The sequence below is a fragment of the Actinomadura sp. K4S16 genome (assembly GCF_008327685.1).
GTDB lineage: Bacteria > Actinomycetota > Actinomycetes > Streptosporangiales > Streptosporangiaceae > Spirillospora.
In genome coordinates this window covers 182,682-198,668 of the sequence record NZ_BDDE01000011.1, presented here as the reverse complement: position 1 = coordinate 198,668, position 15,987 = coordinate 182,682, and the positions used below count along the sequence as shown (strand labels likewise).

15 protein-coding genes are annotated in these 15,987 nt (G+C 73.3%); 10 read left to right on the top strand and 5 right to left on the bottom strand.

Annotated elements, in window-relative coordinates; translation table 11 throughout:
* Window positions 1-100 precede the first annotated feature (100 nt).
* Entirely contained in the window at window positions 101-733 is a 633-nt protein-coding gene (locus K4S16_RS08075; protein WP_149258238.1) for a hypothetical protein, read from the top strand.
* 46 nt (window positions 734-779) lie between these two features.
* Here K4S16_RS08075 and fabI read toward each other — a convergent pair whose 3' ends face one another.
* Together fabI and K4S16_RS08065 are read right to left on the bottom strand one after the other, a co-directional pair.
* On the bottom strand, window positions 780-1,568 hold the full coding sequence (gene fabI / locus K4S16_RS08070) for an enoyl-ACP reductase FabI (RefSeq protein WP_149258237.1): 789 nt from the start codon (window positions 1,566-1,568) through the stop codon (window positions 780-782).
* 5 nt (window positions 1,569-1,573) lie between these two features.
* Complete coding sequence (locus tag K4S16_RS08065) at window positions 1,574-2,278, bottom strand: beta-ketoacyl-ACP reductase (RefSeq protein ID WP_149258236.1); 705 nt, start codon at window positions 2,276-2,278, stop codon at window positions 1,574-1,576.
* 158 nt (window positions 2,279-2,436) lie between these two features.
* Here K4S16_RS08065 and K4S16_RS08060 point away from each other — a divergent pair, with 158 nt between their 5' ends.
* On the top strand, window positions 2,437-3,936 hold the full coding sequence (locus tag K4S16_RS08060; RefSeq protein ID WP_149258235.1) for a TldD/PmbA family protein: 1,500 nt from the start codon (window positions 2,437-2,439) through the stop codon (window positions 3,934-3,936).
* 5 nt (window positions 3,937-3,941) lie between these two features.
* Window positions 3,942-5,324 carry a metallopeptidase TldD-related protein gene (locus K4S16_RS08055; RefSeq protein ID WP_149258809.1) on the top strand — a complete coding sequence of 461 codons (1,383 nt, stop codon included), beginning with the start codon at window positions 3,942-3,944 and terminating at the stop codon, window positions 5,322-5,324.
* 129 nt (window positions 5,325-5,453) lie between these two features.
* Here K4S16_RS08055 and K4S16_RS08050 read toward each other — a convergent pair whose 3' ends face one another.
* Complete coding sequence (locus K4S16_RS08050) at window positions 5,454-5,666, bottom strand: dodecin (protein WP_149258808.1); 213 nt, start codon at window positions 5,664-5,666, stop codon at window positions 5,454-5,456.
* Between the two features lie 68 nt (window positions 5,667-5,734).
* Between K4S16_RS08050 and K4S16_RS08045 the strand changes: the two genes are divergently transcribed.
* The 6 genes from K4S16_RS08045 to K4S16_RS08020 all read left to right on the top strand — a co-directional run bounded on the left by K4S16_RS08045 (window position 5,735) and on the right by K4S16_RS08020 (window position 11,317).
* Window positions 5,735-6,070, top strand: a complete 336-nt coding sequence (locus K4S16_RS08045) for a DUF3099 domain-containing protein (RefSeq protein ID WP_200841748.1) — start codon at window positions 5,735-5,737, stop codon at window positions 6,068-6,070.
* Window positions 6,071-6,689: 619 nt separating this feature from the next.
* The gene (locus tag K4S16_RS08040) at window positions 6,690-7,565 is read left to right on the top strand and encodes a substrate-binding domain-containing protein (protein ID WP_160160867.1); all 876 of its coding nucleotides are present in this window, start codon (window positions 6,690-6,692) and stop codon (window positions 7,563-7,565) included.
* Complete coding sequence (locus tag K4S16_RS08035; protein ID WP_149258232.1) at window positions 7,553-8,701, top strand: VWA domain-containing protein; 1,149 nt, start codon at window positions 7,553-7,555, stop codon at window positions 8,699-8,701. Before K4S16_RS08040 ends, K4S16_RS08035 begins: the two co-directional genes overlap by 13 nt.
* A gap of 118 nt (window positions 8,702-8,819) precedes the next feature.
* Entirely contained in the window at window positions 8,820-9,971 is a 1,152-nt protein-coding gene (locus tag K4S16_RS08030) for an acyl-CoA dehydrogenase family protein (protein WP_149258231.1), read from the top strand.
* Window positions 9,972-9,987: 16 nt separating this feature from the next.
* Window positions 9,988-10,743, top strand: a complete 756-nt coding sequence (gene fabG, locus K4S16_RS08025) for a 3-oxoacyl-ACP reductase FabG (protein ID WP_149258230.1) — start codon at window positions 9,988-9,990, stop codon at window positions 10,741-10,743.
* The gene (locus tag K4S16_RS08020) at window positions 10,727-11,317 is read left to right on the top strand and encodes a TetR/AcrR family transcriptional regulator (RefSeq protein ID WP_149258229.1); all 591 of its coding nucleotides are present in this window, start codon (window positions 10,727-10,729) and stop codon (window positions 11,315-11,317) included. The genes fabG and K4S16_RS08020 overlap by 17 nt, the downstream gene beginning before the upstream one ends.
* Before the next feature lie 19 nt (window positions 11,318-11,336).
* Here K4S16_RS08020 and K4S16_RS08015 read toward each other — a convergent pair whose 3' ends face one another.
* Together K4S16_RS08015 and icmF are read right to left on the bottom strand one after the other, a co-directional pair.
* On the bottom strand, window positions 11,337-12,107 hold the full coding sequence (locus K4S16_RS08015; RefSeq protein WP_149258228.1) for a helical backbone metal receptor: 771 nt from the start codon (window positions 12,105-12,107) through the stop codon (window positions 11,337-11,339).
* Window positions 12,108-12,120: 13 nt separating this feature from the next.
* Entirely contained in the window at window positions 12,121-15,339 is a 3,219-nt protein-coding gene (gene icmF, locus K4S16_RS08010) for a fused isobutyryl-CoA mutase/GTPase IcmF (RefSeq protein ID WP_149258807.1), read from the bottom strand.
* Between the two features lie 98 nt (window positions 15,340-15,437).
* Here icmF and K4S16_RS08005 point away from each other — a divergent pair, with 98 nt between their 5' ends.
* Complete coding sequence (locus K4S16_RS08005; RefSeq protein ID WP_149258806.1) at window positions 15,438-15,923, top strand: MarR family transcriptional regulator; 486 nt, start codon at window positions 15,438-15,440, stop codon at window positions 15,921-15,923.
* Window positions 15,924-15,987 lie beyond the last annotated feature (64 nt).

Below are 15,987 nucleotides of genomic sequence, written 5' to 3'. Positions count from 1 at the left end.
GGTACTGACGGGTAAAGAAACCCCCGTGTCGCGGTTTACGGACGACCCCGTATGGGACACGATGTCAACAAGGGTCAGGGACAGCAGGTGGAGGAACGACATGCCCCAGCGGCTCAGGCGGCTCGGTACGGCGTCGGCGGCGGTCTCGGCGGGGGCGCTCGTCGTCGTCCTCTCCGCGCCGGCGGCCGAGGCGGAGACGTGCAAGAAGGGCGTCGATCCCCAGAGCACGATCGAGAACTGGAAGTGCAACCTCGGCAACCTGCGCGAGGGGCTCACCCCGAAGCCCACGCCGACGCCGACGCCGTCGAAGACCGCGAAGCCGGTTCCGGAGAAGTCCACCAAGAAGACGCGGACGCCTGCCAAGGCGCCCGTCAAGGCGCGCAAGCCGGCCTCGGCGCCGAGCGGCGGGCAGGGGGCCGCGTCCGGGCCCGCCCCGATGACGGGGCCCGGAGGCCTCAAGCCGTACAAGGGGCAGGCCCCGGTCACCGCGCCGGGGCTTCCCGGCGTGCTTCCCACGCCGGAGATCGCGGCCGACCCGAACGCCTACGCGAACGCGTCCGGCGGGACGGCCGCCGTGCCGCAGACCCGGCTCATCTCCCCCGTCGCCGCGTCCGGCCAGGACAACGGCCAGATGCTGCTGGTCGCCGCCGCGGCCGGGGCCGCCGGGGCCGTGGGCGCGCTCCACATCAGCGTCGCGGGCCGCGCCCTCCGCCGCCGCCGCGAGGCGCGCTGAGGGTTCCGCGGGCCGCGGGCCGCGGGTCGCCGCGGCCCGCCGGGCGTCACGCGGACGCGGCGCCGATGGAGTGCAGGCCGCCGTCGACGTGGACGATCTCGCCCGTCGTCGCGGGGAACCAGTCCGACAGCAGCGCCGCGCAGGCGCGGGCCGTGGGCTCGCTGTCCTTGATGTCCCAGCCGAGCGGGGCCGCCTTCGGCCACATGTCCGTCATGCCCTCGAAGCCGGGGATGCTCTTGGCCGCCATCGTCGCGAGCGGCCCCGCGGCGACGAGGTTCACCCGGATGCCCTGCGGGCCCAGGTACTTGGCCAGGTAGCGGGCGCACGACTCCAGGCCGGCCTTCGCCACGCCCATCCAGTCGTACACCGGCCACGCCTTGGTGGCGTCGAAGTCGAGGCCGACGACGGAGCCGCCGTCCTTCATCAGCGGCAGGCACGCCATCGTCAGCGACTTCAGCGAGTACGTGGAGGCGTGCACGGCCGTCGCGACGTCCTCCCAGGGCGTCTCGAGGAAGTTGCCGCCGAGCGCGGTCTGCGGCGCGAAGCCGATCGCGTGGACCACGCCGTCGAGGCGGTCGAAGCCGCAGTCGCGCAGGTTCCCGGCGAGGGCGCCGAGCTGGTCGGCGTCGGTGACGTCGAGCTCCAGCACCGGCGGCGGGTCGTCGGGGCCGGACGGCAGCCGCTTGGCGGTCCGCTGCGTCAGGGTCGGCCGCGGGTAGGCGGTCAGCACCACCTCGGCGCCCTGCTCCTGCGCGATCCGCGCGACGTGGAAGCCGATGGAGGCGTCGGTGAGGACGCCGGTGACCAGGATGCGCTTGCCTTCGAGGATTCCCATGACTGTCAGTGCCCCATTCCCAGGCCGCCGTCGACCGGGATCACGGCCCCGGTGATGTAGGCGGCGTCCTCACTGGCCACGAACCGCACGGCCTTGGCGATCTCCTCCGGCTTCGCGATGCGGCCGAGCGGCACCGCGGCGGTGATGGCCTTCTGCTGGTCCTCGCTGAGCACCGCCGTCATGTCGGTGTCGACGAAGCCGGGCGCCACCACGTTGACCGTGATGCCCCGCGACCCGAGCTCGCGGGCGAGCGAGCGCGCGAAGCCGACCATGCCGGCCTTGGACGCGGCGTAGTTGGACTGCCCCGGCGAGCCCATCAGCCCCACGACCGAGGAGACCAGCACGATCCGCCCCGCGCGCTTGCGCATCATGCTCTTCACCGCGCGCTTGGCCACCCGGAACGAGCCGGTCAGGTTGGTGTCCAGGACGGAGGTGAACGACTCCTCGCTCATGATCGCGAGAAGCGTGTCCTTGGTGATCCCCGCGTTGGCGACGACCACCTCGACCGGGCCCTGCTCCGCCTCCACCTTGCCGAAGGCGGCGTCGACGTCCTCGGCGCTCGTCACGTCGCACCGGACGCCGAACAGCCCCTCGGGCGGCTCTCCCGACCGGTAGGTGACCGCGACCGCGTCGCCCGCCGCGGCGAGCTCGCGGGCGATGGCGAGGCCGATGCCCCGGTTACCGCCGGTCACGAGGACAGAGCGACTCATCAGGACCCTCTCGTTGTGCTGCTCGTTGGCTGGTGCCCGACACTAGCGGCCCCGGCGCCCGCTGCGGATGTCCCCAACCGACAAGATCCGCTCACCTCCCTTTGTTCGGTCGGCGCGCGGGCCCCGGCGGGACGGGCGCGGGCGGTAGGTTGCGGAGGGTGCATGACATCGATCCCGCCTTCACCGCGCTGCCGCTCCGCGCGCTGGCCGACGCGGCGCTGTCCCGTGCCAGGGAGCTGGGCGCCGAGCACGCCGACTTCCGCCTGGAGCGCATCCGCAGCCAGACACTCCGCCTGCACGACGCCGCCCTGGAGACCGCGCTGGACGCCGACGACGTCGGGCTGTCGGTCCGGGTCGTCAAGGACGGCACCTGGGGCTTCGCCGCGGGCATCGACCTGACGCCCGGGGGCGCGGCCCGCGTCGCCGCGCAGGCCGTGGAGGTCGCCGCCGTCGCCCGGGCCGTCAACCGCGAGCCGATCGAGCTGGCGCCCGAGCCCGTCCACGGCGAGCGCACCTGGGTCTCCGCGTACGAGACCGACCCGTTCGAGGTGCCGACCGCCGACAAGGTCGCGCTGCTGGCGGGGTGGAGCCGGCGGCTGCTCGGCGACGACCGCGTCGACCACGTCGACGCCACCCTGCTGCAGGTCAAGGAGAACAAGTTCTTCGCCGACCTCGCCGGGACGGTCACCACCCAGCAGCGCGTCCGGCTGCATCCGGTCGTGACCGCCGTGGGCATCGCCGACGGCCTGTTCGACACGATGCGCACGCTCGCGCCGCCCGCCGGGTACGGCTGGGAGTGGCTGTCGGGCCGGCACTGGGACTGGGACGGCGAGCTCGCCCGCATCCCCGAGCTGCTCGCCGAGAAGCTCGCGGCGCCGTCGGTGGAGCCGGGCGTGTACGACGTCGTCGTCGACCCGTCCAACCTGTGGCTGACGATCCACGAGTCGATCGGGCACGCCACCGAGCTGGACCGGGCGCTCGGCTACGAGGCCGCCTACGCGGGCACCTCGTTCGCCACGCCGGACAAGCTCGGGGCCCTGCGGTACGGCTCCAAGGTCATGAACATCACCGGGGACCGGACCACCGAGCACGGCCTGGCCACGATCGGCTACGACGACGAGGGCGTGGAGGCCCAGTCGTTCGACATCGTCTCCGAGGGCCTGTTCACCGGCTACCAGACCGACCGGCGCATCGCCCGCCTCACCGGCGCCGAGCGCTCCAACGGCTGCGCCTTCGCCGACTCCGCGTCCAGCATGCCGATCCAGCGGATGGCGAACGTCTCGCTCAGGCCCGCCGAGGGCGGCCCGTCCACCGAGGAGCTGATCTCGGGGGTCGAGCGCGGCATCTACATCCTCGGCGACAAGAGCTGGTCGATCGACATGCAGCGCCAGAACTTCCAGTTCACCGGGCAGCGGTTCTTCCGGATCGAGAACGGGCGCCTGGCCGGGCAACTGCGCGACGTCGCCTACCAGGCGACGACCACCGACTTCTGGAACTCGATGGAGGCCGTCGGCGGTCCGCAGACCTACGTGCTCGGCGGCGCGTTCAACTGCGGCAAGGGCCAGCCGGGGCAGGTCGCGCCGGTCAGCCACGGCTGCCCGTCGGCGCTGTTCCGGGGCGTCAACATCCTCAACGCGGTGAAGGAGGCCGGCCAGTGAGCACGATCAGGCCGCAGGAGGCCGTCGAGCGGGCCCTGTCGCTGTCCCGCGCGGACGACTGCGTCGTCATCGCCGACGAGGCGAGCACCGCGAACCTGCGGTGGGCGGGCAACACCCTCACCACCAACGGCGTGACCCGCTCCAACCGCCTCACCGTCATCGCGCTGCGGAGCACGGCGGACGGGGTGGCGGCGGGCGTGGTGTCGCGGTCGGCCGTCGGCGCCGACGGCATCGAGGACCTGGTGCGCGCCGCCGAGGCCGACGCCGCGGGCAACGAGCCCGCCGAGGACGCCCGGCCGCTGGTCGCCGAGGCGCCGCTCGCGGGCGGTTCCGGATGGGACGACGACCCCGCCGAGACCGGCATCGGGGTCTTCGAGGGCTTCGCGCCCGCGCTCGGCGAGGCGTTCGCCGCCGCGCAGGCCGGCGGCCGGCGCCTGTACGGGTTCGCCAACCACATGGTCACCTCGACGTTCCTCGGCAGCTCGGCGGGGCTGCGGCTGCGGCACGACCAGCCGACCGGGCTGGTGGAGCTGAACGCCAAGGGCGCGGGCGGCTCGGCGTGGGCGGGCGTCGGCACCCGCGACTTCACCGACGTGGACGTCGCCGCCCTCACCGCCGGCCTCGCGCGGCGGCTGGAGTGGGGCGAGCGGCGCGTGGAGCTGCCGGCCGGGCGGTACGAGACGATCCTGCCGCCCTCCGCCGTCGCCGACCTGATGATCTACCTGTACTGGTCGGCGGGCGCCCAGGACGCGCAGGACGGCCGGACGGTGTTCAGCGCCCCGGGCGGCGGTACCCGCGTCGGGGAACGGCTCGCGAACCTGCCCGTCACCCTGTCCAGCGACCCGGCCGCCCCGGGCATGGAGTGCGCCCCGTTCGTCATCGCGCACGCCTCCGGCCGCGAGTCGTCGGTGTTCGACAACGGGCTCGCGCTCGGCGCCACGGACTGGATCGGCGACGGGACCCTCGCGTCCCTCACCCAGACCCGGCACTCCGCCGAGCGGACCGGGCTGCCGGTCACCCCCGCCGTCGACAACCTGGCGATGCGCGGGCCGGACGGCGGCGCCTCCCTGGAGGAGATGATCGCCCGCACCGAGCGCGGGCTGCTGCTGACGTGCCTGTGGTACATCCGGGAGGTGGACCCGCAGAGCCTGCTGCTGACCGGGCTCACCCGCGACGGCGTCTACCTCGTCGAGGACGGCGAGGTCGTCGGGGCCGTGAACAACTTCCGGTTCAACGAGAGCCCGGTCGACCTGCTGTCGCGGCTCGCCGAGGTCGGCGAGACCGGGCCGACGCTGCCGCGCGAGTGGTCCGACTACTTCACCCGCACCGCCATGCCGGCGATCCGGGTGCCCGACTTCCACATGTCGACGGTGAGCCAGGCCACCTGAGCCGCCGCGGACGGGACGGCGGGAACGCCGCGCCCGGGCCCTGAGCCGGACCCGGCGCGGCGTTCCCGCCGTCCCCCGGCCGTGACGGTCCGGGCGCCGGGCGCCCCCGGCGCTAAGCCCACCGCGGGCTCACGCGTCCTCCAGGCGGAAGCCCACCTTCATGGTCACCTGGAAGTGGGCCACATCACCGTCCTCGATGTGGCCGCGGACCTCGGTCACCTCGAACCAGTCGAGATGGCGCAGGGTCTGCGAGGCGCGCCGGACACCGTTGCGGATCGCGGCCTCGACGGTGTCCGGCGAGGTCCCCACGATCTCGGTCACGCGGTACGTGCGATCGGTCATCGACTCCTCCAGATGTTTTGCCCAGTACTGCCGGTGCAGGTCGGACTCCATGGGCTTACCGTGGAATGGTGAAGGTCAATCCCCGCCACCACCGCGAGCCGGCGGTCTACACGGTCACCGACGCTCCCCGCCCCATGTCGGAGGACATCGGCCGCCGCCAGCGGCGGTACCTCGTGTCCATGGGCGTCCGCACGATCTGCTTCGTGGGGGCGGTGGTGGCCGCGGTCGCGGGCGCGCCGTGGTGGCTCGCGCTCCTCATGGTGGTCGGAGCCGTGGTGCTCCCCTACGTCGCCGTCATCTTCGCGAACGGAGGGCGCGAACCGACCGCCCCGGCGGCCTTCGACGACCGCGCGCGCAGGGAACAGAAGCCGGTTTCCGGACAGCGTCCGGAAATCCGGTCGTGACATTCTCTTGACTAACCGCAGGGGGTTTCGGTGTACGATTTGTACCGGCGCTCTGGTCCCCCGTCGGAGCGCCCGTGCCGGTGTTCCGGGCCCCCGTCGGAACACCGATGATGCGGCGCCGGGTGGATTGCCCCCGTATCCACCCGGCGCCGCTTTTCAATGTCCTCGGTGACTCTTGAAGCCGCGCGGCGCGGCGGACGACCCTCCGCGGACCTCTCCTTGACCGCCCTTCCCGGATGAGGCACATCCCCGCCGGAACGCAAGCCCTCCGGGCTGGCCTGGTCCGGCCACGACCCGAAACCCGGGCCCCTCACGCCCTCCCCGCCCAGATCCGCGGGGGTCGCGGCGCTTCCACCCGGACACCCTCCCCCAAGACGTCCTGGCCGCGAACCGATCCTCTTCCCGGGCCCGCCGCGTACTGCTGAGCGACGCCGACGCCCCGCGCCGGAGGGGAGGCTTAGCGGGAGCCCGGGGCCCGCCACCCCTTGACGGAGGCGGCCGTTGAGACGAACATCACAGCTGCCCCCTTTGAGACACATCCCCCATGTGTCTCACCGGCGGGCCGTCGACCCACGGCGCGACACGGCCCGCACCCCCGCCCGGGAAACGGAGATCGGCCATGAGCGCACACGACGACGTTCCTGAGTGGGCACCCCGGACCCCGCCGGAGTCGGGCGGCCCGGAGTCCCCCTACCTCTTCCTCGGCGCCTCCCGCCCGGGCGGGCTCCCGCCCTCCGGCGCGGGCGAGTCCTCCGGCGAGCCGTTCGACGCCTTCACGCGGCCGCACCGCACGCCCCGGCCTCCGGGTCCGGCGCACGCCGCCGCCCGGCCGGCTCGCGGGCCGTGGGGCCTCGGCGGGGGGCGGCCGCCGCGGCGCGTCGGCGGCGTGCTGCTCGGGCCGCTGGCGGGCGCGGTCGGCCTGGTGCTGCTCTCCGGGTTAGGCGCCTACGCCCTCGCCTCGACCGGCGGCGGGTGCTCCGGCGACGGCGCGGTGACGCTCGACGTGGCGGCGGCGCCGGACGTCGCGCCCGCGGTGGCGCGGGCGGCGGGCCGCTTCAACGACGCCGGGCACAAGGTGGACGGGCGGTGCGCCCGCGCGCGGGTGCGCGCCGCCGACCCCGCCGCGGTCACGACGCTGCTGTCCGGCAAGGGCGTGGCCGGGGTCGCCCAGAAGCCGGACGTCTGGATCCCCGACTCCTCGCTGTGGACCAAGCTCGTCGAGGGCCCCGGTCGGGCCCCGGCCCCCGGGGACCCGGACCGGCTGGGCGGGATCGCCTCGACCCCGATCGTGCTGGCGATGCCGCGCGGCCTCGCGACCCAGTTGCGCGATCTCGGCGCGCCGGAGCGGCCGTCCTGGAAGGACCTGCTCGCGGCGGCCGGGACGGCCTCGAACGCCGAGCCGGGCCCGGCGGCGGGGGCGGGGGGATCCCGCCGCGGCTGCTCCGGCTCCAGGTCCCCGACCCGAACCGCAGCGCGACCGGCATGGGCTCGCTGATCCTGGCCGGCGCGCTGCTGGCGGACGCCCCGGGCGGCGAGGCGTCGTTCACCGGCGTGGTCCGGACGATCCGGGAGGGCGTCGCCCCCTCGGTCCAGGCCGAGTTCGCCGAGTTCGCCGAGTTCGGCGCGGCCGGCCAGGGCAAGCCCGACCGCTACCCGGTCGCCCTGGCGCCCGAGCAGGCGGTGTACGCCTACAACGCGCGGCGTCCGGCGGAGCCGGCGGTGGCGGTGCACCCGGCGGAGGGCACGGTCTACCTCGACCACCCCGTCACCGTGTTGGCGGAGGACCGGGCCAAGGCGCGCGCGGCGCGGCTGCTGGGAACGGCGCTCGTGGACAAGGCCACCCGTGACGACCTCCAGCGGCTGGGCTTCCGGGCGCCCGGCGGGGCGGCGCCCGCGTCGTTCTCCCCGCGGACCGGCCTGGACCCGCGCCCGCCGCGGGCGCTCCCGGACACGCCCGCCGCCGACGTGCGGCGCACCATGCAGTCGTGGGCGCAGCTGTCGCTGAGCATCCGGATGCTGAGCGTGATCGACGTGTCGGGGTCCATGGACGAGCCGGTCGCGCCGGGGGTGACGCGGCTGCAGTCCACGGTCCGCACCGCCCAGGGCGGGCTCTCGCTGCTGCCGGACGACAGCGAGCTCGGCCAGTGGGTCTTCTCCACGAAGCTGGAGGGCGACCGGGACTGGCGGGAGCTCGTGAGCGTGGGCCCCCTCAACGAGCGGCTGGGGTCGGCCACCCGGCGGCAGCTCGTGCTGAGCGCGTTCGCGCGGATCCAGGTGAAGGAGCACGGCGACACCGGGCTGTACGACACGGTCATGGCCGCGTTCGACTACATGAAGCGGACCTACAAGCCGGAGTACGTGAACTCGGTCCTGCTGTGGACGGACGGCAGGAACGAGGACCCACGGGGCCCGTCCCTGGAGGAGACCCTCGACCACATGCGCCGCGAGTACGACCCGGAGCGCCCCGTCCAGGTCAACATGCTGGGCTACGGCTCGGGCGTGGACGTCGACGAGCTGCGGCGGATCGCGGAGGTGACGCACGGCGACGCGTACGTGGCCGAGACGCCCGGGCAGATCCAGGGGATCTTCCTCAAGGCCGTCTCGCGCCGGGTCTGCGAGCCCGACTGCTGACCCGCGGAGCGCCGGGCCGCGCCCGGAGGCGGCGCACGAACCCTCTCGTATTTGATTCTAGAACTCTGTTCGAGTTAAGTTAGCGTTCTGTTAGTAACGCAGGCGAGAGGGGCACGGCGTGCGCCGCACCGTATTCAACGAGGACCACGAGGCCTTCCGGGACACGATCCGGGACTTCATCGAGGCCGAGGTGGCCCCGGTCTACGAGGAGTGGGAGGACGCGGGCCACCCGCCGCGCGACTTCTACCGCAAGCTCGGCGAGCTGGGCGTGTTCGGCATCCAGGTGCCGGAGGAGTACGGCGGCGCGGGCGAGACCAGCTTCAAGTACCAGGCCGTGATCTCCGAGGAGTGCGCCCGCGCCGGCGTGAGCTTCGGCGGCTACGGGGTGCACGTCAACCTCGTGCTGCCGTACCTGCTGAAGTACGGCTCGGAGGAGCAGAAGAAGCGCTGGCTGCCGCCGTTCGTGTCCGGCGAGATGATGACGGCCATCGCGATGACCGAGCCCGGCACCGGCTCCGACCTCGCCGGCATGCAGACCACGGCGAAGCGGGACGGCGACCACTACGTCCTGAACGGCGCCAAGACGTTCATCACCGGCGGCGTCCTCGCCGACCGGGTGCTCGTGGTGGCGCGGACGTCCCCGGCCACGCCGGAGAACCGCCGGGCGGGCCTGTCGATCCTGGCCGTGGACACCAGGAGCGAGGGCTACGCGGTCGGCCGCAAGCTGGAGAAGATCGGGCTGCGCAGCTCCGACACCGCCGAGCTGTCGTTCACCGACGTCCGAGTCCCCGTGGAGGACCTGCTCGGCGAGGAGGGCCGCGGGTTCGAGTACCTGACGCACAACCTCGCCGAGGAGCGCCTCGGCATCGCGACCAGCTCCTACGCCTCGGCGGCCGCCGCCGTGGAGTTCGCCCGCAAGTACGTGCAGGAGCGCACCGTCTTCGGCAAGACCGTGTCGTCGTTCCAGAACACCAAGTTCGTGCTGGCCGAGTGCGCCACCGAGGTGGAGGCCGCCCGCTCGCTCGTCGACCGCTGCATCGAGGCGCTGGACGCCGGCGAGCTCACCCCCGCCGACGCGGCCGTCTGCAAGCTGTTCTGCACCGAGGTGCAGGCCCGCGTCGTCGACAAGTGCCTCCAGCTGCACGGCGGCTACGGCTACATCCTGGAGTACCCGATCGCGCGCCTGTACGCCGACGCCCGGGTCACCCGGATCTACGGCGGCACCAGCGAGGTGCTCAAGACCATCATCGCCAAGGACATCCAGGTCTGACGGAAGGGCTGGGCACATGACCGAAACCCGGGTGGCCATCGTCACCGGCGCCGCGCGCGGCATCGGCGCCGCCACCGCCGTCCGCCTCGCCAGGGAGGGCTTCGCCGTCGCCGTCTGCGACCTCGACGAGGCCGCCTGCGCCGGCACGGTCGAGACGATCAGCAAGGACGGCGGCACCGCGCTCGCCGTCGGCGTGGACGTCGCCGACACCGCGCGGGTGAACGCCGCCGTCGCGCGCGTCGCCGCCGAGCTGGGCCCTCCCGTCGTCCTGGTGAACAACGCCGGCATCACCCGCGACAACCTGCTGTTCAAGATGTCCGACGACGACTGGGACGCGGTCATGTCGGTGCACCTGCGGGGCTCGTTCCTGATGACCCGCGCCGCGCAGGAGCACATGACCAAGGCCGGATGGGGCCGGATCGTGAACCTGTCGTCGGTGTCGGCCCTCGGCAACCGCGGCCAGGTCAACTACTCCGCGGCCAAGGCGGGCCTCCAGGGCTTCACCAAGACGCTGGCGATCGAGCTGGGCAGGTTCGGGGTGACGGCCAACGCCATCGCGCCAGGGTTCATCGCCACCGAGATGACGGCCGCGACCGCCGCCCGCGTCGGCGTGGACTTCGAGGACTTCAAGGCCGCCGCGGCCAAGGAGATCCCGGTCCGGCGCGTCGGCGTCCCCGAGGACATCGCCGGGACCGTCGCGTTCCTGGTGAGCGACGACGCCTCGTTCGTGTCCGGCCAGGTCATCTACGTGGCCGGTGGTCCCCGCGCGTGACGGGGCGGCCCGGGCGCGGGACCGGGAGGGGACGGAGGAGTCGCTGCGCGCCGCGGCGGTCGCGCTGCTGCGGCGCGGCGGCGTCCTCGCCGGCCTGAACCTGCGCCAGGTCGCCGACGAGGCCGGGGTCAACCGCGGGCTGGTCTACCAGTACTTCGGGTCGCGCCGGGCGCTGCTGCGCTCGGCGCTGTTCCACCGGTCGCGCCCGAACGCCGAGGACGCGGTGGACGCGGCCGGGCTGCCGCTGCGCGAGCGGCTGGCCCGGCTGTTCTGGACGAGCCTGCGCCATCCCGAGCCGGTCCGGCTGGCGACGCTGCTGGTGCTGGACGGCGACGACCGGCCCCGCGTCCTGCTCAACCGGGGCGCGGGCCGGGAGGATCTCGCCGCGGAGGCGGCGCGGGGCGACCTGCCGGTCGAGGACGTGGCGGCCGTGCAGGCGGCCATCGCGTCCACCATCTACGGGTACACGCTGCTGCGCGAGCATCTGGCGCGGGAGATCGACGTGCCGGCCGAGGAGCTCGACGAGCGCATGGCCCGCTGCCTGGAGGCGATGTTCGTGCGCCGTCCCGGCTAGCGTCCGTGCGCCGTCCCGGCTAGCGCGGGCGGGCCGCGGCGAGCCGTTCGGCGAGCGCGGCCGGTGCCTCGACGAGGGACGGGCCGTACCAGGTGAGGAGCCGGCCGCTGACGAGCGCGACGTCGAGCCCGGGGAAGCACTCCGGGCCGTCGTCCTCGGTGAAGCGGTACGGCTCGTCCGGCAGGACGACGAGGTCGGCGCCGGCCGCGGTCAGCTCGTCCAGGGGGATCTTCGGGTAGCGGTCGGAGTGCCCGGCGTAGACGTTGGACACGCCCAGGCGGGCCAGGACGTCGCCGGTGAAGGTGTCGCGCCCGACGACCATCCACGGCCGCCGCCAGATCGGGATCACCGCCGCCCGAGGCTCCCCCGGCGCGACGCCCGCCCAGACGCGGGACGCCTCCTCCAGCCAGCCGGGCACCGGCACCCGGCACGCCTCGGTGAGCATGCGGCGCAGCGAGGCCAGCGCCTCCTCGACCGTGCGGATCCGCGTCATCCACACCGGGACGCCCGCCGCGCGCAGCGCCTCGACGTCGGCGGGGCGGTTCTCCTCGGTGTTGCCGACGACGACGTCCGGCCGCAGCGCGATGATCCGCTCGAGGTCGGGGTTCTTGGTGCCCCGCACGCGCGGCACGTCCAGGCCCTCGGGACGGGTGCACCAGTCGGTCGCGCCGGCGAGCAGCTCGGGCGCGGTCGCCGCGACCGTCTCGGTCAGGGACGGGACGATCGACACGACGCGGCGCACCCGGCCGGGGACGGCGGCCGGGGCGCGGGTGTCGTCGCGGACGGCCATCGGCGCGCGGGCCTCAGACGTTGCGGCGGTACTGGCCGCCGACCTCGAAGAACGCGTCGGTGATCTGCTGGAGGCTGCACACGCGCGCCGCGTCCATCAGCACCGCGAACACGTTCCCCCCGGACCGGGCCGCGTCCTTGAGCGCGGCGAGGGCGGCCCGCGCCTCCTCGCCGTGCGCGTCCTGGTAGCCGCGGACCCGGTCGAGCTGGGACCGCTTCTCCTCCTCGGTGGCGCGGGCGAGCTCGATCGTCTGCGGCGTCCCGTCGTCGCCGTCCGGCGCGCGGAACGTGTTGACGCCGATGATCGGCAGCGAGCCGTCGTGCTTGCGCTGCTCGTACAGCATCGACTCGTCCTGGATGCGGCCGCGCTGGTAGCCGGTCTCCATCGCGCCGAGCACGCCGCCGCGCTCGCTGATGCGGTCGAACTCCGCGAGCACGGCCTCCTCGACCAGGTCGGTGAGCTCGTCGATGACGAACGACCCCTGCAGCGGGTTCTCGTTCATCGCCAGGCCCCACTCCCGGTTGATGATGAGCTGGATCGCCAGGGCCCGCCGCACCGACTCGGCCGTCGGCGTGGTGACCGCCTCGTCGTAGGCGTTGGTGTGCAGGCTGTTGCAGTTGTCGTAGATGGCGATGAGCGCCTGCAGCGTGGTGCGGATGTCGTTGAAGTGCATCTCCTGCGCGTGCAGGGAGCGCCCGGACGTCTGCACGTGGTACTTGAGCTTCTGGCTGCGCTCGTTGGCCCCGTACCGGTCGCGCATGGCCACGGCCCAGATGCGGCGGGCCACGCGTCCCAGCACGTTGTACTCGGGGTCCATGCCGTTGGAGAAGAAGAACGACAGGTTGGGCGCGAAGTCGTCGATGTCCATGCCGCGCGCCAGGTAGGACTCCACGTAGGTGAAGCCGTTGGCGAGGGTGAACGCGAGCTGGCTGATGGGGTTCGCGCCGGCCTCGGCGATGTGGTAGCCGGAGATGGACACCGAGTAGAAGTTGCGGACCTTGTTGGCGATGAACCACTCCTGGATGTCGCCCATCATCCGCAGCGAGAACTCGGTGGAGAAGATGCAGGTGTTCTGCCCCTGGTCCTCTTTGAGGATGTCGGCCTGCACGGTGCCGCGCACGGTGGACAGCACGCGCGCGCGGATCTGCGCGGCCTCCTCCTCGGACGGCTCGCGCCCGTTCTCCTCGTAGAAGGCGTCCAGCCCCTGGTCGACGGCGGTGTTGAGGAAGAACGCCAGGATCGTGGGCGCGGGACCGTTGATCGTCATCGACACCGAGGTGGTCGGCGACGACAGGTCGAACCCGTCGTAGAGCGCCTTCATGTCGTCGAGCGTGGCGATCGAGACCCCGGACGTGCCGACCTTGCCGTACACGTCGGGACGCTCGTCGGGGTCGCGCCCGTACAGCGTGACCGAGTCGAACGCGGTGGACAGGCGCGTCGCGGGCTGGCCCTCCGACAGCAGCTTGAAGCGGCGGTTGGTGCGGAAGGGGTCGCCCTCCCCCGCGAACATGCGGGCCGGGTCCTCGTTGTCGCGCTTGAACGGGAACACCCCGGCGGTGAACGGGAACCGGCCGGGCAGGTTCTCGCTGCGGAGGAACCGCAGCAGCTCGCCGTGGTCGGTGTAGCGCGGCAGGGCGACGCGGGGGATCCGGGTGCCCGACAGCGACTCGCGCGTGAGCCGGGTGTGCAGCTCCCGGTCGCGGATCCTCACGACCTGCTCGTCGCCGGAGTAGGACTCCACGACGGCGGGCCAGTTCTCGACCAGCTCGGCGTTCCCCGGCTCCACGTCGCGGCGCGCCCTCTCCAGCAGGGCCTCCACCTCGGTGGCGTCCGTCAGCTCGGCGCGCACCTCGTCCAGCCGCTGGACGCGCCGCACCGCCTCCATCTGCTTCACCGTGTCGGCGTGGTACGCCCGCACGGTCTCGGCGATGTCGGACAGGTAGCGCACCCGGTTCGGCGGGATGATCGTCGCGGCGCCGGTCGACACCTTGCTCGCGATCTCGGGCAGGGCGCCCGGCTCCAGGGGCAGGCCGTGCTCGCCCAGCAGCCCGCCGAGGTGCTGGTAGAGCGCCGTGACCCCGTCGTCGTTGAACGTGGCGGCGCTCGTGCCGAACACCGGCATGTCGTCGGGCCGCTGCCCGAACGCCTCCCGGTTGCGCACGAGCTGGCGGCTCACGTCGCGCAGCGCGTCCGCCGCGCCGCGCCGCTCGAACTTGTTGATCGCGACCACGTCGGCGAAGTCGAGCATGTCGATCTTCTCGAGCTGGGACGCGGCGCCGAACTCCGGCGTCATCACGTACAGCGACACGTCCACCAGCGGGACGATCGCGGCGTCGCCCTGCCCGATGCCGGGCGTCTCCAGGATCACCAGGTCGTACCCGGCGGCCTTGCAGGCGGTGACGATGTCCTCGATGTTGTCCGGCAGCTCCCGCGCGCCCCGGGTCGCCAGCGAGCGGAAGAACACGCGGTCGCCGTCCAGGGAGTTCATCCTGATCCGGTCGCCGAGCAGCGCGCCGCCGCCGCGCCGCCGGGTCGGGTCCACGGCCAGCACCGCGACGCGCAGCCGGTCGCCCTGGTCGACGCGCAGCCGCCGCACCAGCTCGTCAGTGAGCGACGACTTGCCGGACCCGCCCGTCCCGGTGATCCCCAGCACGGGGACCCGCCGCCCGGCCGCCGCCTCGGCGAGCCGCGCGCGGGCGTCCCCGGGCAGGCTCCCGGCCTGGAGGCACGTGATGGCCCGGGCGAGGGCGCGCCGCTCCCCCGCCAGCACGGCGTCGGCCGGCACGGGCTCCGCGGCCAGGTCGACGTCGCACTCGCGGACCAGCTCGTTGATCATGCCGGGGAGGCCGAGCCGCTGCCCGTCCTCCGGGGAGAAGATCCGCACGCCGGCGCCGGACAGCCGGGCGATCTCCTCGTGCACGATGACGCCGCCGCCCCCGCCGAACACCTTCACGTGCTCCGCGCCGGCCTCCTTCAGGCTGCGCGAGAGGTACTCGAAGTACTCGACGTGGCCGCCCTGGTAGGAGCTGACCGCCACGCCCTGCGCGTCCTCCTCCAGGACGGCGTCGACGACCTCCCGCACGGAGCGGTCGTGCCCGAGGTGCACCACCTCGGCACCCTGGGACTGCAGGATGCGGCGCATGATGTTGATGGCCGCGTCATGGCCGTCGAACAGCGCCGCCGCCGTCACGAAGCGCACCGGGTGCACCGGCGCGTGCAGCTCCCCCGTCACCGTCTCCACCTCAACCCTTGGACATCCAATATTTGGAAGTTAAAATAGTTTCCGTGCGCGACGCAGTCAAGACCGAATACGGTGGCCCGGTGCCCGACATGCCCGACCCCATCGCCGAGGCCCACCGCCAGTGGAGCGGCCGCTGGCCCGAGCACGCCGACCACATGGCGGCCGTGACGTCGGTGATGCGGGCCCAGCAGATCCTGCTCAGCCGGATCGAGGCCGTCCTCAAGCCGTACGGGCTGACGTTCGCCGCCTACGAGGCCCTGCGCCTGCTCGCCTTCGCCCGCACCGGGACCCTTCCCATGGGCAAGATGGGCACCCGCCTCATGGTGCACCCGGCGTCGGTCACCAACGTGATCGGCCGCCTGGAGCAGCGGGGCCTCGTCGGCCGCCGCCCCTCCCCCGACGACCGCCGCGTCGTCCTCGCCACCATCACCCCCGCAGGCCGCGACCTCGCCGAGGAGGCCACGCACGCCCTGAACGAGGCGGGCTTCGGCATCGCCGGCCTCCCGGCCGCCGAGGCCGCCGAGATCACCACCGCGCTCCGCCGGGTCCGCCTGGCGACCGGCGACCTCGACTGATCCCGCTCGCCCGATCCCGCTCGATCAGGTCCGGCGGGTCTCGCCGCTCTGGAACGGCCGGGGT

What these genes read in the sequence shown, in the direction of transcription:
- K4S16_RS08050 (WP_149258808.1), bottom strand. Translation starts at nt 5,666, where the DNA reads ATGACCGATCGCACGTACCGCGTGACCGAGATCGTGGGGACCTCGCCG.
- fabG (WP_149258230.1), top strand. Translation starts at nt 9,988, where the DNA reads ATGACCGAAACCCGGGTGGCCATCGTCACCGGCGCCGCGCGCGGCATC.
- K4S16_RS08075 (WP_149258238.1), top strand. Translation starts at nt 101, where the DNA reads ATGCCCCAGCGGCTCAGGCGGCTCGGTACGGCGTCGGCGGCGGTCTCG.
- K4S16_RS08065 (WP_149258236.1), bottom strand. Translation starts at nt 2,278, where the DNA reads ATGAGTCGCTCTGTCCTCGTGACCGGCGGTAACCGGGGCATCGGCCTC.
- K4S16_RS08015 (WP_149258228.1), bottom strand. Translation starts at nt 12,107, where the DNA reads ATGGCCGTCCGCGACGACACCCGCGCCCCGGCCGCCGTCCCCGGCCGG.
- K4S16_RS08040 (WP_160160867.1), top strand. Translation starts at nt 6,690, where the DNA reads ATGAGCGCACACGACGACGTTCCTGAGTGGGCACCCCGGACCCCGCCG.
- K4S16_RS08035 (WP_149258232.1), top strand. Translation starts at nt 7,553, where the DNA reads ATGGGCTCGCTGATCCTGGCCGGCGCGCTGCTGGCGGACGCCCCGGGC.
- K4S16_RS08005 (WP_149258806.1), top strand. Translation starts at nt 15,438, where the DNA reads ATGCCCGACCCCATCGCCGAGGCCCACCGCCAGTGGAGCGGCCGCTGG.
- fabI (WP_149258237.1), bottom strand. Translation starts at nt 1,568, where the DNA reads ATGGGAATCCTCGAAGGCAAGCGCATCCTGGTCACCGGCGTCCTCACC.